General features: G+C 68.5%; 17 protein-coding genes. 6 read left to right on the plus strand and 11 right to left on the minus strand.

The window, feature by feature from the left end; genetic code table 11:
• Both HUA78_RS03380 and HUA78_RS03385 read right to left on the minus strand, forming a co-directional pair.
• Nucleotides 1-198 (minus strand): cytochrome oxidase, encoded by a 198-nt coding sequence (locus HUA78_RS03380; protein WP_174475647.1) that lies wholly within the window; start codon nt 196-198, stop codon nt 1-3.
• A complete protein-coding gene (locus HUA78_RS03385) occupies nt 195-2,885 on the minus strand; it encodes a heavy metal translocating P-type ATPase metal-binding domain-containing protein (RefSeq protein ID WP_174475648.1) in 2,691 nt (896 codons plus the stop codon). Before HUA78_RS03385 ends, HUA78_RS03380 begins: the two co-directional genes overlap by 4 nt.
• Nucleotides 2,886-2,909: 24 nt before the next feature.
• On the opposite strand from HUA78_RS03385, the gene HUA78_RS03390 reads away from it, so the two are divergent.
• The gene (locus HUA78_RS03390) at nt 2,910-3,635 is read left to right on the plus strand and encodes a sulfite exporter TauE/SafE family protein (protein WP_254623532.1); all 726 of its coding nucleotides are present in this window, start codon (nt 2,910-2,912) and stop codon (nt 3,633-3,635) included.
• A gap of 98 nt (nt 3,636-3,733) precedes the next feature.
• Nucleotides 3,734-5,542 carry a DUF885 domain-containing protein gene (locus tag HUA78_RS03395; RefSeq protein ID WP_174475649.1) on the plus strand — a complete coding sequence of 603 codons (1,809 nt, stop codon included), beginning with the start codon at nt 3,734-3,736 and terminating at the stop codon, nt 5,540-5,542.
• 66 nt (nt 5,543-5,608) lie between these two features.
• On the opposite strand, the gene HUA78_RS03400 is transcribed toward HUA78_RS03395, so the two are convergent.
• Nucleotides 5,609-6,424 carry a hypothetical protein gene (locus tag HUA78_RS03400; protein ID WP_174475650.1) on the minus strand — a complete coding sequence of 272 codons (816 nt, stop codon included), beginning with the start codon at nt 6,422-6,424 and terminating at the stop codon, nt 5,609-5,611.
• A gap of 47 nt (nt 6,425-6,471) precedes the next feature.
• On the minus strand, nt 6,472-6,888 hold the full coding sequence (locus HUA78_RS03405) for a YciI family protein (RefSeq protein WP_174475651.1): 417 nt from the start codon (nt 6,886-6,888) through the stop codon (nt 6,472-6,474).
• A gap of 378 nt (nt 6,889-7,266) precedes the next feature.
• Between HUA78_RS03405 and HUA78_RS03410 the strand changes: the two genes are divergently transcribed.
• The gene (locus HUA78_RS03410; protein ID WP_174461453.1) at nt 7,267-7,851 is read left to right on the plus strand and encodes an SRPBCC family protein; all 585 of its coding nucleotides are present in this window, start codon (nt 7,267-7,269) and stop codon (nt 7,849-7,851) included.
• Between the two features lie 96 nt (nt 7,852-7,947).
• Here the strand turns inward: HUA78_RS03410 and HUA78_RS03415 are convergent, their stop codons facing one another.
• On the minus strand, nt 7,948-9,180 hold the full coding sequence (locus tag HUA78_RS03415) for an acetyl-CoA C-acyltransferase (protein ID WP_174475652.1): 1,233 nt from the start codon (nt 9,178-9,180) through the stop codon (nt 7,948-7,950).
• Nucleotides 9,181-9,351: 171 nt separating this feature from the next.
• On the opposite strand from HUA78_RS03415, the gene HUA78_RS03420 reads away from it, so the two are divergent.
• Entirely contained in the window at nt 9,352-9,963 is a 612-nt protein-coding gene (locus HUA78_RS03420; protein ID WP_141645459.1) for a TetR/AcrR family transcriptional regulator, read from the plus strand.
• A 45-nt stretch (nt 9,964-10,008) separates the two neighbouring features.
• Here the strand turns inward: HUA78_RS03420 and HUA78_RS03425 are convergent, their stop codons facing one another.
• From HUA78_RS03425 to HUA78_RS03440, 4 genes are all read right to left on the minus strand, one after another.
• Nucleotides 10,009-11,307, minus strand: coding sequence for an SEC-C metal-binding domain-containing protein (locus HUA78_RS03425; protein WP_174475653.1), 1,299 nt, complete (start codon nt 11,305-11,307; stop codon nt 10,009-10,011).
• A gap of 133 nt (nt 11,308-11,440) precedes the next feature.
• On the minus strand, nt 11,441-12,199 hold the full coding sequence (locus HUA78_RS03430) for a hypothetical protein (protein ID WP_174475654.1): 759 nt from the start codon (nt 12,197-12,199) through the stop codon (nt 11,441-11,443).
• 74 nt (nt 12,200-12,273) lie between these two features.
• Nucleotides 12,274-13,380, minus strand: a complete 1,107-nt coding sequence (locus HUA78_RS03435; RefSeq protein WP_174475655.1) for an oxidoreductase — start codon at nt 13,378-13,380, stop codon at nt 12,274-12,276.
• Between the two features lie 69 nt (nt 13,381-13,449).
• Nucleotides 13,450-14,406: a helix-turn-helix domain-containing protein gene (locus HUA78_RS03440; RefSeq protein WP_174461458.1), complete on the minus strand. Its 957-nt coding sequence runs from the start codon at nt 14,404-14,406 to the stop codon at nt 13,450-13,452.
• Nucleotides 14,407-14,605: 199 nt separating this feature from the next.
• On the opposite strand from HUA78_RS03440, the gene HUA78_RS03445 reads away from it, so the two are divergent.
• Both HUA78_RS03445 and HUA78_RS03450 read left to right on the plus strand, forming a co-directional pair.
• Nucleotides 14,606-15,049 (plus strand): hypothetical protein, encoded by a 444-nt coding sequence (locus tag HUA78_RS03445; protein ID WP_141649297.1) that lies wholly within the window; start codon nt 14,606-14,608, stop codon nt 15,047-15,049.
• 225 nt (nt 15,050-15,274) lie between these two features.
• Nucleotides 15,275-15,688 carry a hypothetical protein gene (locus HUA78_RS03450; protein WP_254614264.1) on the plus strand — a complete coding sequence of 138 codons (414 nt, stop codon included), beginning with the start codon at nt 15,275-15,277 and terminating at the stop codon, nt 15,686-15,688.
• Nucleotides 15,689-16,089: 401 nt separating this feature from the next.
• On the opposite strand, the gene HUA78_RS03455 is transcribed toward HUA78_RS03450, so the two are convergent.
• Complete coding sequence (locus tag HUA78_RS03455) at nt 16,090-18,960, minus strand: hypothetical protein (protein WP_174475656.1); 2,871 nt, start codon at nt 18,958-18,960, stop codon at nt 16,090-16,092.
• 177 nt (nt 18,961-19,137) lie between these two features.
• A complete protein-coding gene (locus tag HUA78_RS03460) occupies nt 19,138-19,857 on the minus strand; it encodes a hypothetical protein (protein WP_371745481.1) in 720 nt (239 codons plus the stop codon).
• Between the last annotated feature and the right edge of the window lie 240 nt (nt 19,858-20,097).

Below are 20,097 nucleotides of genomic sequence, written 5' to 3' on the forward strand. Positions count from 1 at the left end.
TCACTCCTGGGAAGCCGAAGGCGACGATGGCTCGTCGGAAGACGCGGCGGGGCGAACCGCGCTGTCCTCCTCGAGCGGAAAGAGCGCGAGCCGGTCCGCCTGCTCGTGGTCCCGGTGACGCATGCTGTAGATGAACAGCAGCACCGAGCTGGCCACGAGCATCAGGCTCACGAAGACCTGGAGCACGAGCACGTTCATGCGGGCACCTCCGTGGGACGAGCCAGGGGCACCGAAGCGCCGCGGAGAGCCCGGGGCGCGGACAGGCTCCACAAGGTGAACAGGACGGTGGCGAGGCTGGTGGCCGGCATCGCCACGGCGGCCCGGAGCGGAGTCATCCAGCCCGCGAGGCACACGGCGACGGCCACGGCGTTGTAGCCAATGGCCAGCACCAACAACCGTCGCACCACATGCCGCAGGTGGCGCGACAGTCGCAGGGCTTCGCGCAGGGAGGAGAGCCCCTCGCCCACCAGGAAGAAGTCGCTCTTGCCCGGCATCACCGGGCGATCAATCGCGGGGGTTCCCGCGCAGAGCGCCCTCTCGAAGGCGAGGCTGTCGTTGACGCCGTCGCCCAGGTACAGCGAATCCGTCGCGCCGAGGCGCGAGACAGCCCACGCCTTGTCCTCGGGACGAAGGCCGCCCAAGGCGCGCTCCAGGGGCACGCCGATGGAGACCGCCAGCTCGCGCACCCTCGCGGGTGCGTCGCCCGAGATGAGCCAGACAGCATGGCCCTCGGCCTGGAGCGCGAGGACCTCGCGGCGTGCGTCCGGTCGCAGGGCCTCACGCACCGGGAATGAGGCCAGGGGGGAGCCGTCGCGAAAGAGCACGGTGCCACGAGGCCCGTCGGTGCCGTCGGCGCGCGGCAGGACCGGAGTTCTATTGTTCGAGCCAGGAAGGGTGGCGCTCGCTTGCGATGGCACCTCGAGCCGTGGCGTATAGCCAGCTCGCAGCGGGGCTGTTGCTCCGAGTCCCGCCTCGAACGGCACGGCGGATGGGGCTTGCTCACTTCCCATCTCAAGCCGTGGGGTGTAGCCAGCTCGCAGCGTGTCCGAGTCTCCGAGTCCTGCCTCGAACTGCGCGGCGCCGTGGCCATGCCCCACGAAAGTCGGCGAGCTGCTGGCTCGCACGAGGTGCCAGTCCGCGCGGCCCAGGCGCCACGACACTCCATCTCGCACCCACTCCAGGCCCTGCCCGGGATGCTCCGTCACCCGCGCCTCCGGAACGAAGCGGGCGCCCATCCGCGAGAGCGAGTCCGAGAGACACCGACTCACCGGATGGTTGCTGCGCGAGGCCAGATTGAAGGCCACGTCGCGCGCCTCCTCCGTGAGCGCATCGAGCGAGGCCCGGTCCACCAGCTCCATCCGCCCGAGCGTCAGCGTCCCCGTCTTGTCGAACAGCACCTGACGTACACGCGGCAGGCGGTCCAGCAGATCCGTGGAGCGGATGAAGAAGCCCTCACGACGCAAGCGCGCCTGCACCCACTCATAGGCCAGCGGCGTGGCGATGCCGATGGCGCAGGGACACGTCACCACCAGCAGGGCCACCGCCACCTCCAGCGCCTTGTCGGGTCCCGACGGCCACCACAACACGAGCCCCAATGCCGAGACCGCCAGCACGGTCACCACCCACCGCCGCGACACCGCCTCCCAGAAGCGCGTGTGGCCCGCGCCTCGGCCCGTGCCCTCCGGCGCACGGCGCAGCAGCGCCACCAGCGGCGAGTCCTGGAACGACTGTCGCGCCTTCGCGCGCACCGCCTCGCGCCCCGCATTGAAGGCACCCGCGGGCAGCGCTTCCCCCACGGCCACCTCGCGCTCATCCGGCTCTCCCGTCATCCAGTCCGTGGAGACGCGCGCGCTCGCATCGAGCAACTCGGCCTCCACCGGCACCAGGTCCCCAGGCGCGATGACAAGCAGGTCACCCTCGGCGACCTGGGACACGCGCACGGTGGCGAGCCGCTCTCCCTCCTGCCGACGAACGAAGAGCCCGTCGGCGCCATCGTCCTCCAGCAGAAAGCGCCGGTTGCGCTCCAGGACACGCTGCTGGAGCCAGCGTCCCACCAGCATCAGCGTGACGAAGGTATTGAGGGTGTCGAAGTAGGCGAGGTCGCCGCGTCCTCCCCTGGCCTGCACCAGCGAGGTGCCGAACACCATCAGGATGCCCAACGCGATGGGCAGGTCCAGATGCGGCACGCCTCGACGAAGCCCCTGCCACGCCGAGCGGAAGAACGGCCATCCTCCGACGGCGACGACGAGCGTGGACAACCCCAGGCTCAGCCGCGTGAAGAGCTGGAAGACGTCTCCATCCTCCGGCGCGAGCCCCACGTAGAAGCTCACCGAGAACAACATCACGTTCATCGAGAGCGCCACGCAGATGCCCAGGCGGATGGGCAGGTCCAGGCTCGCGGGCGCGGGCCGCTTGCGACTGGGGCCAAAGAGGTATCCGAAGCCCTCCACCATTCGCAGGAAGCCGCCCACGTCGAAGGCCCCGCGCTTCCACTGCATGCGAGCCTTACCCAAGGCGGGGTCCACGGTGAGCCCCGCCCCACCGGGCTGACGGCGGAACAACTCGTTCATCAACCAGACACACGCGGCGCAGTGGATGCCCTGGACGTCCAGCTCCAGCGAACACAGCGCGCCCGGCGTGGCCTCCGCGCGGGCCACCAGGGGCTCCAGCCACGCGAGTCCTCGACCTTGAGCAGGCTCCGCCGCGGGCGCCGTCTTCCCACCCGTGAGCTGGTAGTAGCGAGTCAGCCCCTGCGTCACCAGCAGGCCATGCACCACCTCGCACCCCGCGCAGCAGAACTCGCGCGAGGCCGTGCCCTCCGGCACGCGGCTGCCACAGTGGAGGCAGACGGCCACATGGGGCCGGGTTTGCGCGGAGTCGGGCATGCGAGCTGTCACCTTGCGAACGGCATGCCTGTTGCGAAGGACCCGTTCATGCCCATCGACGTTCCGCTGCTGCTGACCTCGCTGACTCCGACGCCGACGCTGGTGGCGGGCGCGCTCGGCGCACTCACCGTGGGACTCACCGGCAGCGTTCACTGCTTCCTCATGTGTGGGCCGCTCGCCTGCGCGGGGCTCCCGGCGATGCGCGGGCCCGAGCGACACCGGGCGCTGCTCGCCTATCAAGGTGCTCGCCTGGGGGCGTACGCGCTGGTGGGAGGCGCGCTGGGCGCACTGGGCGGCGGCGTCACGCGCGCGCTCGCCGTATCCACGCGTCCGTACCTTCCGTGGCTGATGGCGGCGGCGCTCGTGGCCTCCGCCCTGGAGCTGGGAAAGCGCCTGCCCCCTCTGCCTGGGCTCTCGCGGCTGGCGGGCGCCCTCTCACGCTGGAGCGCAAAGTTTTCGTGGGTGGGTCGCGCGGGCGCAATGGGTGCGGTGACGCCGCTGCTTCCCTGTGGCCTGCTCTACGGCGTGCTCACCGTGGCGCTCGCGAGCGGTTCGTTCGGTGGTGGCGCGCTGGTGATGGGAGCCTTCGCGCTGGGGGGAGTTCCGGCGCTGCTCGGCGCACAGCTGCAAGCAGGGCTGTGGAGCAAGCGGCCCCGGCTCTCGGAGTTCCTGCTTCGTCGGGCCATGCCACTCGTGGCGGCGGCGGTGCTCGTCTTCCGCTCGGTCGACACATCACCGCGCTGTCACTGAGCGTCGGCGGCCCCCACGCGATGCGTCGGGGTGCGCTTGTCGCACGCGGTGGCATCGGCGAGGCTCCCGGCACCTTCTCTTTCGCCCGCCGAGGAACGATGACCGCGCCGCGCACTTCGAGCACTCTCGCCGCGTTGCTGCTGCTGTCCGCGAGCTGCACCACCTCGCGCCCTCCGACACAGAGCGAGTCTCCGTCCACGGCTGTCACCCAGGCCGCGGCCGCGCTCACGCCCGCGCAGGTGGCGCTCCGCGCCTTCGTGGACGCGCACTTCGACGAGCAGTTCCGTCGCTTCCCGCTGTCAGCCACCTCCGCGGGCGTCCACACCTACGACGGTGAGCTGCGCGGCTTCACCGCCGAGGAGCGCGCATCCCACCTCGCGTATCCCAAGGGCCGACTCGCCGCGCTGCCGACCGCGGTGGACCGCGACGCGCTGCCGCCCCTGGACCGGGCCGACTACGACATCCTGGAGAACCACTTCCGCGCGCGCATCCTGGACTCCGAAGAGGTGCGCTCCTGGGAGCGCAACCCCAACACGTACCTGAGCCAGGCCTCCGTCTCGGTCTTCCAGCTCATCAACCGGGACTTCGCGCCACTGGAACAGCGGATGCGCTCGGCGGTGAGCCGCATGGCGAAGGTGCCGGACCTGTTCGCGGCGGCGCGGACGACGCTGAAGAACCCGCCGAAGATGTGGACGGAGATTGCCCTCCAGCAGGCCCAGGGCACCCGGTCGCTCTACGCTCAGACGCTGCCCCAGGCCTTCGCGCCGGTGAAGGACGCCGCGCTGAACGAGGCGTTCCAGAAGGAACAGGCGCGCTGCCTCGCGGCCATCGACGCGTACATCCAGTTCCTGCGTGAGGACGTGCTGCCCCGCTCCCAGGGGAACTTCGCGATTGGCGAGGAGACGTACCGCAAGAAGCTGCTCTACGAGGAGGGCGTGACGGAGAGCATCGACTCGCTGCTCGCATGGGGGCAGGCGGAGATGAAGCGCACCCAGACCCAGTTCCGGGAGGTGGCCGGACGACTGGGGCCTGGCAAGGCGCCCATGGACGTGTACCGGGAGCTGAGCAAGGAGCACCCGACGCCCGCGGAGCTGGTGTCCAGCACCACCGCGACACTGGAGGAGATTCGAGCGTTCCTCATCCGCGAGCGCATCATCACCGTGCCCAGCGAGGTCCGCGCGCAGGTGGCGGAGACGCCGTCGTTCAATCGCTCACTGTCCTTCGCGAGCATGAGCACGCCCGGTCCGTTCGAGAAGCAGGCCACGGAGGCCTACTACTACGTGACGCCGCCAGACCCGACGTGGAACGCGGAGCAGACCGAGCAGCACATGAGCTTCTACAATCATCATGCGCTGCCGCTCGTCTCCATCCATGAGGCATACCCCGGCCACTACGTGCAGTTCCTCTGGACGAACCGGGTGGAGTCCAAGGTGCGGCGCCTGCTGGGCTCGGGCTCGTTCTCCGAGGGCTGGGGCCTCTACACGGAGCAGATGATGCTCGACGAGGGCTACGGTGGGCGCTCGGGGCCCGCGGCCGACAAGCTGCGACTGAACCAGCTCGCGCTCTACCTCCAGCGACTGGCGCGCTACGTCGCGGGCCTGTCCCTGCACACGCGCGGCATGACGTACGAGCAGGCGGTGCGGCTGTTCGAGGAAGAGGCGTTCATGACGAAGACGAACGCGGAGCGCGAGGCCCGCCGGGGAACGTCGGACCCCACCTACCTGGTCTACGCACTGGGCAAGAAGCTGCTCATGGAGCTGCGTGAGGACGCGAAGGCGCAGTGGGGCCAGGCCTTCTCCCTCCAGCGTTTCCACGACGCGGTGGTGTCCTACGGCTACCCGCCCGTGCCCATCGTCCGGCGACTGCTGCTCGGCGAGGCCCCCGCGAAGGCGACCGCGCACGAATAGGACTCGCGCGCCTCACCCGACGGCGGCAAAGGCGTCTTGTCACGGCGAGTCCTTCGGGCGGGGCTGTCAGCCCAGCAGCCCCTGGACGACGGCCTGACGCATCACCTCGGCGAGCACGTCCATGCCCTGCAGCGTGTTCACCCGCCGCACCGACACGTCGCCCGTCGCCATCTGCGTCGAATCCGCCACGACGAAGGGCAGCGGGCGCCGGCCCAGGCGCAACAGGCGCTCATCGTGGAAGGCGTCCGGCGCGCGCTCACACAGCATCCGCATGAGCATCGTCATGTTCGCGATGCGCGAGGGCTGCATCGCGGGCCCCAGGCAGGAGTAGTCCATCCCGTGCTCGCTCAGCACCGCGCTCCCACCCTCTCGCGCGAAGACATAAATGAGCTGCGACGTCTCCTCGGACTCCTGGCGCACCGTCTTCGCCCCCGTCCGAGGCAGCATCAGCCCGTGCGTGGCAATCGCCAGGCCGTACGCCTTGGCGACATCCAACTTGCTCGGCTGCTCCTTGTGCTCGCTCTGCGTCCGCACCGAGCTCGCCCCTCGGATGACCGCGACCACCTCGCCCCACGCCACGTCGAGTGACTCACCCGCGCGCGACGTGAACGTCACGGTGTCCGCGTTGAACGTCACGCGGCGCGCCACCACCCGCCCCTGACCAAGCCCCTGCTCGTCCACCGCGAGCACCGCCAGTCCCAGGCGCTTGAGCGACGCCACCAGCGCCTCCGCCGCCTCCGGCGCCAACCGCGCGAGCAACGCGGGCGGCTCCGGCGCCAGACGCATCCGAGCCTCCGCCGGCGCCATGCCCGTCGCGGATGCCAGGGCCATCGCCGCCGCCTGCATGTCCGGCGGGACCTCCACGAGTGCGACCACCTTCATGTGCCCACCTCGGTCCCGCGAATCCCCTCAGTGGAGCACGTTTCGACTCAGGACCGCGAGCGCGCCGCGCACAACTCCAGCTCCGTCGGCTCCTGGGACGTCGTGGAAATATCTGACGGCTCGAACACCTGGCGCAGCTCGATTCGCGAATCCGCGCTCCCCTCCGGGTGCGGACATCTCCGCGCCCACTCCAGGGCCTCCTCCCGCGACTTCACCTGAATCATCCAGAATCCAGCAATCAGCTCGTTCGTCTCGGTGAAAGGCCCGTTCGTCACCGTCCGCTTGCCTTGTGAGAAGTCAATGCGCGCGCCGCGAGAACTGGGATGAAGGCCCGCCGCATCCAGGAGGACCCCCGCCCTCACCAGCGCTTCATTGTAGCGCTCCATCTCGGAGGTAAGTGCCTCGCCCTGGAGCGCTCCCGCCTCGGTGTCCTGGCTCGCCTTCAGCAGCAGCATGAATCTCATCGTCGCATCTCCTCGTCGGTCCCAAAGGCACGCATCCGACGGCGTGCCCCTCCGCCATGAGCCGAAGCTCCATCCTCGCGACGAACGAGACACCGGCGGATCGACACCGCGGCATGACCCACCCGCGCTCCGGGTATGCGACCCCGTCCGACCGCGATGTCGCAGCCGGCCCTGGATTAATCCGGGCATTTTCCCGACGGCGAAATCACCAATGATTCCAGCTGGTTGCGCGCCTCGGATGGGGAAAACAGGGGTCGTGTCGATCCCCTCGAAGCCCATTCGTCGTCGCATTGAAGCCGGGATTCATACCCACCGAGGCGGCTGACCGGAGACCCCGGAGCCTCCCCTTTTCCCAACACCCCATCAGGAGTCGTTCACATGGCCAAGCTCATTGGTATCGCTGTCGTTGTGCTCATCGTCGGCGTGCTTGCCTTCATCGCCACCCGCCCGGACAGCTTCCACATCTCCCGGACGCGGCAACTCGATGCGTCACCCGACGCCGTCTACGCGCTCATCAACAACTTCTCCCTGTGGCGCCAGTGGTCGCCCTACGAGAACGTCGACCCGAACATGGAGCGCACGTACGAGGGCCCCGCGGAGGGAGTCGGCGCCAGCTACCTGTACAAGGGGAACCGGAACATCGGCGTGGGCCGGATGGAAATCCTGGCGACCAAGCCGGGTGAGCGCATCGACATCCGTCTGGAGTTCATCGAGCCCTTCGCCGCCGTCAACCAGGCGAGCTTCGTGCTCGAAGCCGTCGAGAAGGGCACGCGCGTCACCTGGAGCATGTCCGGTCCGAACACCTTCATGGGCAAGGCGATGATGGCCTTCGGACTCATGGAGTCCTTCATCGGCAAGCAGCTCGAGAAGGGCCTGGTGGACCTGGAGACCGCAGCACGGACCCCCGCGCGGAAGTCCGCGCTCATGGAGACCAGCGCGGCCTCGCCGTCACTTGCCCACTGAGGGACTGGGACTCCTTCGACGTCACCTTCCGGAGCCCCAGGTCCCCCCTGGGGAGGCACACCCATGATGCTGTTGATGTTGCTCGGCCAGTTCGGTTCAGCCGCGCTCGAGAATCGCCGCCACCGCTTGCCCGCCGCTGGTGCACAACGTCACCAGCGCCAGCGATTGGCCCCGTCGCTCGAGCTCATCCAGGGCGGTCCCCACCAGGATGCTCCCCGTCGCGCCCAGCGGGTGGCCCAGGGCGATGGCGCCTCCGTTGACGTTGACCTGGTCCAGGTCGATCTCCAGCGCCCGCGCCGTCTGTAGCACCACCGCCGCGAACGCCTCGTTGATTTCCCAGAGGTCGATGTCGCGCGCCTTGAGCCCCGCGGAGTCCAGCGCCTTGCGCGCCGCGAGCGCCGGCCCCGTCAGCATGAGGACGGGGTCACTGCCCACGGCGGAGACGGCCCGCACGCGAGCCCTCGGCTTCAAGCCGTGCGCGCGCACGTAGTCCTTCGACGCCACGAGGATGGCGCCCGCGCCGTCCGCGATACCACTCGCGGTGCCCGCCGTGTGCAGGTGGCGCACCGCGCCTGCCCGGGGATAGGCCCGGAGCGCCAGTGCATCCAGCGTCTCACCGTCGGGCCCCTCGGCCCGAGCCCCCAACTGGGTGAAGGCGGGCGCGAGCGCGGCCAGCTTCTCGGCGGTTGTGTCCGCGCGCGGGTGGTCATCCACCGCCAGCAACACCTCTCCCGTCTGGGGATGCTTCACGGGGAACAGGCCGCGCTGGAACCGTCCCTCCGCCTGGGCTCGCACGGCGAGCTGTTGCGAGCGCAGGCCGAAGGCATCCAGCTCCTGCCGGGTGAAGCCTTCCAGCGTGGCGATGAGGTCGGCGGAGATGCCCTGGGGGACCTGGAAGAAACGCCGGCGCAGGTCGACGTTTCCGCCATCTGTTCCGCCGCCATCCGCGTTGAGACCGTAGCGACTCATCTGTTCGACGCCACCCGCGACGACCAACTGCTGGGCGCCGGACGCCACACCCATGGCCGCCAGTGACAGGGCCTGGAGGCCCGAGCCGCAGAAGCGGTTGAGGCTGAAACCCGGGATGCCAATGGGCCACCCCGCGGCGAGCACCGCGTTGCGCGCGATGTTCGCGCCCTGCGCCTCGATTTGCGACACGACGCCCACCACCACGTCATCCACGTCCGCGACGTCCACGCCCGTGCGCAGCGGAAGCTGTTTCAACGTCTGCGCCAGCAACTCCTGCGGGTGCAGTCCGCTGAGCGCGCCCTTACCGGGTTTGGCCCGGGCACGAGGGGTACGGACCGCATCCAAGATGTAGGCATCCATCGACGAGCCCTCCATTCGCGGGGTGGCTCCACGCCCGCCCGTGTGAACCAACCATATTATGCTCGTAATATGGTCGCAATGTGAAGGCGGCGGGCAGGCGGTCGGTCCCCGTCAAAGGGCGGCGGGCGACGCGATGACGTGTATAATGGTGTACAGCGAGGTGAGATTCGGATGCCCCATCCCCCGGAGCAGAAGCAGTCCACGCACGAGCGAATCCTGGAAGCGGCGGGAGGGTTGTTCCGCCAGAAGGGCTTCCTGGGGACGAGCGTGGACACGGTGATGCGCGCGGCGGGCCTGACGGTGGGCGGCTTCTATGCGCACTTCGGCTCGAAGCAGGCGCTGCTCATCGAATCACTCCAGCGCATCATGAGCCGACAGCGCGTGGACTGGCCGCAGGGGCTGGAGGACCTGAAGGGCGCGGAGTGGTTGAGCCACCTGGTGCGGCGCTACCTTTCGCGGGCCCACCGGGACGCGGAGGTCCCCGTGTGCGCCCTGCCCGCCGTGCTGTCCGACGTGGTGCGCGGGGATGCGGACCTGAAGGAAGCGCTGGCGCACGAGCTGAATCTGACGGCGGAGACGTTCGCCAGACACCTGCCCTCGGATGAGCGCGCCAGTGCACGGGAGCGGGCGCTGGCGACGTATGCGCTGTGCGTGGGCACGCTGACGCTGGCGAAGGCGACGGCGGGCACTGCGGTCTCCGACGAGTTGCTCAAGGCGGCCCGGCGCGTCGCCATGCTGGCCGCGGATTCGTCGAGCCCGGGAGACAGCGGCTCGACGCCGTGAGGCGGACTGGCGGGGCTCCACCGGGAGCCACTCGCCGCATCCACGTCATTCCGTAGGAGCGGCGCGCAGCTCCACGGGATGGGTCCGCAGCCATTCCTGGCAGCGGGCGATGCGCTCAGCGGAGGCGGGCAGCCCCATCTGAAGCAGGAGCTGTCGATAGGGCTCGAAGCTCTCCGGCGTCCAGGTGGTGAGCGCCTTGAGGTCCGCCAGCGCCACCATCTCCTCAGCGGAGCGCCCCGCCGCTTCCTGCCTCGCGGTGAGCAGCGCGGCAAGGGACATGCGCGCGGGCTCGGCCTCGAAGGCGATGGCGGCATCCGCGTACCAGGCACGCAGGGCCTCATCCACCGAGGCGTCCTGGGCCTTCTCGCGCATGCGCCCCAGCATTCCCTTGAGGAACTCCTCGTCGAGCGCGCCCTTCACGCCCCGCAGGAGCGCCGTCACAGCCTCGCGGCGCACCGGGGGCGCTGAGTCCGGGGGCAGTCCCTTGAGTGCCTGCATCGGCTCCCAGAGGACACAGGTGAGCCACAGCTCCTCCTCGGGCGCGAACACGGGCGGCGTGGACGGCTCGCGCAGCTTCATCTCGACGCGGGTGGCGCGCTCCTTGGCTTCGCGAACGATGCGCTCGGCCAGGCCCGGGTCTTCCTTCACGTAGTCCACCAGCGCATCCACATCACCCTCGCGGGCCTGTTGGAGCGCCTTGCGAGCCTCTTCGGACAGCGAGGCCTCATCCATCCCACTCGCCAGCGCTTCGTACTTCGCCATCCACTCCTTGTGGTGGGTGCTCCACTCGCGGAACTGGACGTCGAACACGAGGTCGAGGACGGGGTTGTCCTCCATGCGCGTCTTGCCCACCCGCTTCGACGCGGCGGCGAGCAGGCTGGCCGCGCGAAGGGCTCGCCGGTCCTCCGAGGAACGCCCCGGCTCTCCAGCGCGGCCGTGCAGCGTGGCTGTCAGCTTCTCCAGGAAGGACTTCGTGGCGAGGGCCTTCACCGTGCTCACCAACAGCTCCCGACGCGCGCTCGACGCGTCCAGGACCTCGTCCTCGGAGATGCGCGCGAGGGCCGCACCCACGTGCTTGTCGAAGGACTCGGCGTCGAAGCGCAGGCCGGGCACGGGGCCCCACTCGGCCAGCAGGCGGGCCACTCGGTCCAGCGCGGCGGACAGGTCGCCGACGTCCGGGTTCTTGAGCAGCTCCATCGCGGCGCGGAAGTCCTCTTCGAGCGGACTGGAAACATCGGCGGGAGGCGCGGCACGCGTGCGGTCCTCGGCGGCGTGGCAGGTCTTGTACTTCTTGCCACTGCCACAGGGACACGGGTCATTGCGGCCGGGCTTCTTCGTGCTCAAGGAAATGTGCCTCTCGGCTCGCGGGGGCGAGCGGTGGAATCCGCCGCGCACCGTAGCAGGAGGTGGACGGGTCGGGGCGAACAGGCAACTCCCCTCTCCGTCCAGTGGACGCTCGCGCGCCCGGTGCGTCCGCTCAGTAACTCGTGGCCTCATAGACCCGCTGGTCCGAGCAACCATGCGTGCTGGTGATGGTGACCCGTCCCAGCAGGTACGCCATCCCGGTCGGAGCGATGCCGCCGAAGGTCTCGATAGAGGCACAGCACGAGCCGGAGAACGGGCCTTCCAGGCTGTAGTCCTCGTCATAGTAGCCCGGCCCCATGTCCAAGGCCGCCGCGTAGACATAGGTGTACAGCGTCTTGATGTTGGTCGCGTAAGGCGCCGGCTCCGTCCAGCGTCCCTTCGCGGTGACTTCACCCACCAACAGGTGAGGCGCGTTGTTGAAGAGGACGTCGGGCTCGAAGACGCCCCCGCAGAAATCGAGCCCGAAGCTCGCGGCGCGCCCCGGTGGGCTGGAGACCTTGGGCGGCAAGACGGGAGGAGGCAGCGAGCCCCCTGGAGCAGAGGCCTCGCGGAGCTGGGCCTCCAGGGCCTGGAGGCTCCGCGCGTTGGCTTCGAGCCGAGCCGCCGAGGACCGCGGGGCCTGCTTGAGCAGGGACTCCCGCTCGGCGCGAGTCTTCCGCAGCACGTACTCGAGGCCATCGACGCCAAAGCCGACACGCTCATGGCCGCCGCCGACCCTCGGCCGCTCCCAGACGCCTCGCTCCACCTCCGTCCACTGAGCCTCTGCCGGAGCCGGCTGGACGGTGGCGTCCCGTGCCTCGTCGCCGGGTGCCCCACCACACGCGACCATCGAGACCACCACGGCTGAAGCCACCACGAATGCGCTTCTCATCCACGAACCTCCTCGGTGCATGTCCCACGGGATTGCAGGAGCAACTCACATAACAGGTCCGTGTTGGCCCCCCATCAACTGGTCGTCAAATCACAACCATCGGAGAAGGCGCCTCGCTCTTCCGAGGTGAGGTCGAGCGTGCATGCGCGGCCGGTCCGAGACGACAGGACGGCCGCGTCCAGCACGGCGGCCACTGCCACCGCATCCAGGGGTGTCACCGGATTGCGCCTGGTGCCTCGCACGGCGTCGCGAATGCCCGCGTAGAACTGGCGGTAGTCGCCACGGGGCGTCGACGTCGTCCGGGTCTCGCTGGAGCCTCCGACGAGGAATCGCCCAGGCGAGGCGTCCTCGCCCCAGTCCGACGCACCCGGAAGTTCGCCCGTGATGAGCCGGTCCGCCTGCGTGTCCATCCCGTACTTCAGCCAGGAGCCCCGGGTGCCATGCACCGCGAAGCGCGGCAGCCCTCCGGCGATGAGCATCGAGGCCTGGAGGACCACGTGTCGCTGGGGATACACAAGGGTCACCTGACACCAGTCATCCACGGCCGCGCCGTCCCGGTGGGCCGCGAGCATCCCCACCACGGTGTCGGGCAGACCGAACAGTTGAAGGACCTGGTCCACGAGGTGGGGCCCCAGGTCGAACCAGATGCCCGCCCCGGGGACGGGCTGCTCGCGCCAGCGCTGGCGGACCTCTGGACGGAACCGGTCGAACCGCGATTCGACATGGGTGACACGGCCCAGGGTGCCATCCGTGAGCAGGGCCTTCAGCGCGAGGAAGTCACTGTCCCATCGGCGGTTATGGAACACCGAGAGCACCCTGCCCTGCTCATGGGCGAGCGCGGAGAGGGCTCGCGCTTCCGCCAACGTAATGGTGAAGGGCTTGTCGACGACGACGTGCTTGCCGGCACGAAGCGCGGCTTCAGCGAGCGGAACATGGGTCTCGTTCGGCGTCGCCACCACGACCAGGTCCACGTCCGGGTGCGTGGCCGCATCGCGCGCGGACGGAATCACTGTCACATCCGGCAGGTCCGCATGGACGTCATCAGGCCGGCTGGACGACACCGTGCGCAATGACAGGCCCTCCACGGTGCGCAGCAGCGGAGCGTGGAAGGACTTGCCCGCGAAGCCGTAGCCCAACAGGGCGACGCGGAGGGGGGCGGGAGGGGTGGCGGGCTCGCTCATGGGGACAAGGATTGAAGCACGCCGGATACCCGCCGCCCAGGAAGGCGCTTGCGCCTCTCTCGGCGGATGTCATGACCGCTGTCGGGCTTGTTCGTAGCGCCAGTCCCGGGGAGTCCTGCCATATGCCTTCTTGAAGGCGCGGCCGAAGTGCGTGAGGTCCATGAAGCCCCAGCTGAAGGCGATGTCCGCGATGCTCCGCGCGTCCATCTCCGGGTCCTCGAGCGCCTTGCGGCAGCGAGCCAGGCGACGCGAGAGGACCCAGCGCATGAAGCTCTCACCGCTCTCCGCGAACAGCCCATGCAGGTAGCGCGTGGACATGCGGAAACGGGCGGCGACCGTCGCCGGGCTCAGCGATGGCTCCGCGAGGTGATGCTCGACATAGACACGCAGGGCGTGCCTCCGGGCCTCTCGCACGCTCGCGGCGTTTGTCTGGATATCGCGGCCCTGGGTGTTGAAGGCCAGCGCGAGGAGCTCCAGCAGGTTGTCCGAGACAGAGCCCGCGACGGGCTCGGCGACCTGGGTCTCCGCGAAGGCGCGCAGGTAGGCGGACACCAGGGCACCGACGCCCTCCCGGGTATGGAGCACACTCCCGACCATCTCATCTGGGTGTGAGAGCCGTGGCCGCAGCGTGGCATAAGGCGCCACGATGACGATGCGGCGGTATTCCGCGTCGAACGAAAGCTCGCCTGGCCGAGTCCCGTCGAAGAGCTCCACGTCTCCTGGATGGGAAATTCGCTCCTCACGCCCCTGGCGCAGTCGGCAGACCCCCGACACCTGCATGCAGAGGAAGTAGCACTCCCGGGGGGCGCGGGAGATCTCCGTCTCCCCTCGATGAACACTCTGGGCCGAGGAGTGGAGATAGGTCACTCCCAACGGCCCTGCTTCGTGGTGGTCGAGCCGCCCGAAGAAGGGACTGGACGTCTTCCGCTCCGTCCGCAGTCCCAGGAGCACCTTGCTCGCCATTTCCTGCCAGTACTCGTGTCGCTCCCGCTCGGAGACCGCGTCCGTGGAGAAGACTGTGCGCATGGGCCACCCCAGGTAAGGAGGCACACATTATCCGCCCGGTCCGACGGCCCCCTGCACACCCGGCCGAATTCCTGTGCGCTGGTGGCCGAGCCCCCTCCCCGCTCCTCCTCTATACATCCATCACACCGACGCCAGTTTCGCTCGGTTCTTCCCAAGGAGAGTGTTTGTGAAAGCGTTCCTCGCTGTGTTTGTGCTTTCCATGTCTGTCGCGTCCCCTGCCCTGGCCCAGCAGGACGGTCCGTTCGCCAGCACCGCCGCCCTGGCGAGCTATTGGTCGACGCAGAGCACCGGCGGCTCCCTGACCCAGATCTACGTCAATGGCACGCTGGCCTATCAGCGCTCCGGCTTCGGTCCGGCGTTCGTCAAGGAGTACTTCAACTGCGCCGATGGCTCCGGAATCAAGGCCTTCTGCAACAACATCTTCGACGGCTACCTGCGCACGAGTGACGCGATGGGGACGTTCAGCAGCGGGCTCACCGTCTACCTCGACGGCACGCTGATTCGCTCGGGAGACCCCTACTACAGCGCCCATCTCAAGACCTGCCTGGGCGACATGAGCTACTACGGCAGGGTGAAGTACTACATCGTCGAGAGCGTGAACGACGGCTTCGGCCCGCCCTATCCGGGCAACGACTGCTTCTGACCCACCGTCTCGATTCACGCTCCCGCACGACACAGCGCTTCAATCCTCGTCACCACCGCCGCCCGTTACCACGGGCGCGCGGCCCGACAGGCGGACACGCCGAAGTGCTCCCGCGCGCCCGCCTCGATGCCGTAGACGCCGTTCCCCCTGGTGTAGCCCTCATTTAGAGTGTCCCGCATGCGCGGACACGGAAGATGGACAGGCACATCAGTGATTGCGGTGACGATGTGGCTCGCTTGCAGCGTGGCGATGAGCGGCTGCGGCAAAGGCAAGGAACGCGCGGCGCTCGCCACGAAGTTGGAGCAGCGCATCCAGGCCGCCTCGGCGACGGGGGGCGATGTCCTCCTGACGGAGGTGACGGACTTCGACTGGGACACCTTCCACATCTTTACGCCCTACGTGGGCGCGGAAGAGGTCCGGAAGTGGCTCGGCATTGATTGGTCCGGCGCCAGGGACGTCCCTGAAATGGAGTGCCTGCTCGTCTTCGTGAAGGGAGGCGAGGTGGTCATGGACCTCGACTTCTCCCGGACGAAGGGCGACTTCTCATCCATCAGGAAGTCTCGCTTCACACGGGAGGAGGCGCGGTTCACCGCGCCCAAGGACGGCAAGGCCCTCACCCACGCGTCCGATTCCCCCTGAATGGGCCCGTGTTGGTTGGCCAGTGCTCGCCTCTGACCCAAAGCCCCCACCAGCCGGCTCCAGTGGGTCTTGGGGAAGGGCGAAGAAGCAGGTGGCGGTGGCAAGGCCGAGCCGAAAAATGGGAGAAATGAGACGGGCCCGGTCTGTGCGTCTGAAGTTGCCCCGGCGCCGCTCCACACGGCCCAGACCCGAGAACATCGACTCGAGGAGGTTCGCCCTCTCTCCCTCCAGTCGCTTCGGCTTCGTCGGCGTCATGCCTGGGGAGCAGTTCGCCCTCCCTCACGCATTCTTGAAGTGACCATGTCGTACCCATGCGCTTCGGGTTCATGGAAACCCGAAGCGCACGAAAAAAGCCCCGGTCCCTCGCTGTCGAGAGGCAGGGCTCTTCTTCTTCCTCAGGCTCAAACGGCGTAGCCGAGCGTCTTGCGCAGGTCATCGATGGCCGCGCGGTCCTTCTTGTCAGACGTGGCGCTGGCCTGCTCCAGCATGATTCCCCATTGCTCCTTGCGCTTGATGTGAGAGCCATCCTTGGCGGCCCCGGAGATCAGCACGGCCAGAGCACCGTGAGGGTCCTCCGCCTTGTTCAACAAGGCATCCAGGACCTTGTAGGCGGATTCGCCCTTGAGGCCATGGTCCAGGAGCATGCGCTTGAACTCCTTGAAGTCAAAGTGCGTCTCATGCCCCGGCGCGACCAGCATCGGCGTCTTCGTCGCCAGGGCCTGCACCTGCTCCGCGGTCAGCCCCAGGTCCTCGGTGAGGTAGCTCGTCTGCTTCTCGTCCGTCTTCGACAGCACCTCACGCAAGTCGGCATCCTGGACGCCAGCCTTCTCCAGGAACTCTTGCATCTGCTCCTGTTGCTCCTTGGCCTGGAGGTGATTGCTCCACAGTTCACCGGCCGCCGAGGTCATGGCCCCCACCCCGCCCACCAACATTCCAGACACGATGACGGCTGGCGCGGCGGGGCCTGCCAAGGGAGCCCCGAGCTCCATCATGCTCCCCGCGGCAGAGAGGAGATCGCCTCCGAGAGCGACCCACTTTCCGGCGTCCGCATCTTCCCGGATGGAATGGACCCTGAGCCCCGCCGACACCGAGCTGGTCATCAATCCCAGCACCGGCGACGCATTCGCCGCGGCGGCCGCGATGCGTGTCGCGGCCGCGCCAGGAGGGGCCGCATGCGCTCCGAACCCGGTGAAAGCCCCCGTGAGCTGGGCCGCCAGGTCGAGTCCGCCCTTGGACGCCGACCCGAGGTCCTTGAAGGCCTTGGCGTAGCTCTCCCACTGGGGGGAGCCTTTCTCGCCCGCGTTTCGCCAGGACTCCCCGGCGGACGCTCCCGCGAAGAAGAGACTGGCCACGGCGATGCCCTTGAACGCGGGCCCCTTGGCTTGCCATTGCAGCGCGAACTTCTTCAGGTCCGGGTAGTTCTCGTAATCGGCCGCGTTCTTCATCTGCTTCGCGGCGAACCTTGCCTGGTCATAGCCGCCCGCGAGCTCCAGCAAGGGCTTGAACTTCTCCATCCCTTCCACGAACTTGGAGTAGCCGTCCTTGGGGTCATCGGCGCCTTGGAGGTACTCCGCCGCGGTCTTGGGCAGGGCCTTCTCGACCAGCTTCTCCGCGAACGTGGGGTCACCACTCAGCAAGGCCTTCGCTGCGGGGGAGGTCGGGTCCTTGACCAGGTCGTTCGCCACCGTGAGCGCGAGCGGGCCCTCCTTCGACTCGGCCAGCAGGTTGAGCGCCTTGCGCACGTCCGCCACGCTCTGGGTGCCCGTGGCCAGGGCGTTCTTCAGTGCCTCCGGGTCCTTCTGGAGCGCCTGCGCCAGTTTCTTCGCGGCCGCATCCTTCTTCTCATAGGCGGCCTTGTAGTCCGGATGGTTCTGGAAGGCCTTGATGTACTCCTGCTTCTGCCCCTCCGTCAGCGTGTCCCCCAGGGCGGTGAGCTGGTTGAACAAGTCCTGGTCCTTCTTCTTCGCCGCGTCGACGGCGTTCTCGTAGTCGGACGTCGCCCCCTTCACGTCTCCGATGACGTCGTTCGCGGAGCTCGAGTGCTCCACCACCGGAGTGCCGAGCCCCTGGGCGATGTCATTCCAGGGAGATCTGAGGCCGCCTCCGGCCGTCCGCAAGGAGTTGATGTCGACATCGGACAAGCGCCCCGCGTCGCGGGCGGTCTTCAAGGCGTTGAGGAGCACCTGGCGATCCGCCTCGGGCGCGTTGGGAGTCTGCGTGCTCGCGTTGACGCTGAAGGTCCGGGTCCCCAGGTGGAACAGGACGCCGTTGTCGCCCCCCTTGCGCGCCATGTCGATGAGCTGGGCTGTGTAGTCGGGGTCTCCCGCGTGCTGCTTGAGCAGCTCCAGCGTCTGGTGCGCCTGCCCTTCCGGGTGCAGCTCCTTGAGCCGCTTGTAGTCCTCCGTGGCCTGGGTGGCGGACTTGATGTTCAGGGGACGAGGGAACGGAACCTCGAGGCCCGCCTTCAGGGAAGCGTCGTTGGCGGCCTGCTCCGCTTCGTCGGCCTTGGTTTCAGCCCTGGCCGCGGCCTCCTTGTTGGGCCCCGAGGGAACCCGCTGCGCTTCTGCGGACAGTTCGTTGGCACGAGCCCGGAGCTTCGCCGCCGACGCCTTCGCGTCCTGGGCCTGCTTCATGGGGTCCCCATCCGCCACCATCATCTGCTGGAGCTCCGGCGAGACCTTGGCCTGCTTCAGCGCGTCCGCGCGCTCGGCGGAGCCAGCAGGGGCATCGAAGATCTTCTTTGCCTGCGTGGCGGAGACTGCCCCCGCCTCGGAGTACTCAGGGTGGGCCTTCTGGTAGGCCGCCATCGACTCGAAGCTCTTGCCGGTGGAGGGGTCGAGGATGCGGTCGCCCTGCCTGACGATGACGTGCCCGCTTTGCCCTTCTGCTCCGGCGCGCGAGTCCTTGAGGAAGACCATCTCCGACTTCGCGCGAAGCTGCGGTGTCCCCTTGTCGACCCAGTCGGCGGCCGCGTCCAGGCAGTTCACCTGCCCGTCCTTGGCATCCTCCGTGAGCAGTGACGTGGCCGGCCCCTCAGCGCCCAGACGCGTGTCGAACTGCGCGTTGCGAGGCATGCCCTCGAAGGCCGTGTTGGACTTGCGAGCGGCCTCCGCGGCCTGCTGGTTCTGGGCTTCGACCGACTTGCGAGCGGCCTCCGCGGCCCTGCGAGCGGCCTCCGCGGCCGCGCGCCGTGCCTCCTCGGCTGCGCGCCGTGCCGCGTCCTGCTCGCTGACTCCGTTGCTCCGACTGCCATTCGAGGGTCCGACGCTCATGGGGGTGCTCCTGGGGGCCTGTAAGACGGTGGACGACCCCAAGAGCAAGGTCCGGGCCTACGCGCCAAAGGTGGGAAAGGACGAGCCTTGCCCACCCTGGCCTGTAGTCCGCGGCCTACAATCCGCGCTGGAACTGTTGGCTCCAGACTTGACCCCATGGGCCCGGAGCCCCCGACGTCACCTACTCACACGGGTTGCCGTCGAGCGTGCAGTGGAAGGGCACGCCCAGGCCCGTGGCGGTGAAGCCGACCTCCTTGCTGGCCCCCTCCTTGATGGTGGTGTTGTGGCTGACGGGGACGAACGATCACCCGCGCGGGCATCCGGCGCGGGCAGGTCCCGTGCGGCCAGCACCGCCTCCGCGAGAGCCTCGTCCTTGCAAGCACCAGCCTCCTTCCCACCACGCACCGCCGAGGCGAAGAGCGGCATCGCGACGTAGGCGAAGTGACCTCTCTTCACGAGCCGCGCGGCCTGGAGCATCGTCTCAGCGCTCGCGTCCCCCGCCAGCTCCCGGTACGTGTCGATGCAGCCACTGCGCTCGAGCGCGAGGCAACGCTCCAGGTCCTTCAATCCCCGCGCATCGCGCGCCGAGAGGAAGCCGGGCGCCGTGGCGAGGAAGGCATACCGCTGCCCCAGAGCACGCGCCTTCCGGGCCATGGCGAACGGGTCCTTGTCGTCCAGAACCGTGGCCGATTCGACTTCGGCCGTCGCCGCTTCCGTCACGAGCGCGCGCCATGTGTCGGAGCGCGTTGTGGGAGGCAGCGCCTCCGCGCGCTCCAGCAGCTCCGCCCAGGACTTCTGCACGGCCAGCCCCCGAAGGTCTTCGAGCGTCGCGGCCGGACGAGCCAGCACCGACGCCGATAGGAGATACGCCAGCACCATGGGCAGTCTACGCGTCACTGGAGCTTCCCGTTCAGGAACGCGGGCCCCTCGCCGCGCCCCTCAAGTGGAGGTGAATATGAGCGCGCCGGCACCCCGCTCGAACGCGAGCGCAGGCCCGAAGCAACAGGTGAGGACCGTGACCTCCTTCAAGGCAGCACAGCGAGCCCGGGCCGCGCATAGGAAGGACAGGAGCGCGATTGGGGGTAGAAGGCGGGAGCAGAGCGGGGGGTGAGGGACGCTGACGGGTAGACGGGTAGC

The organism is Myxococcus sp. CA033, from assembly GCF_013336625.1.
Classification (GTDB): Bacteria; Myxococcota; Myxococcia; order Myxococcales; family Myxococcaceae; genus Myxococcus; species Myxococcus llanfairpwllgwyngyllgogerychwyrndrobwllllantysiliogogogochensis.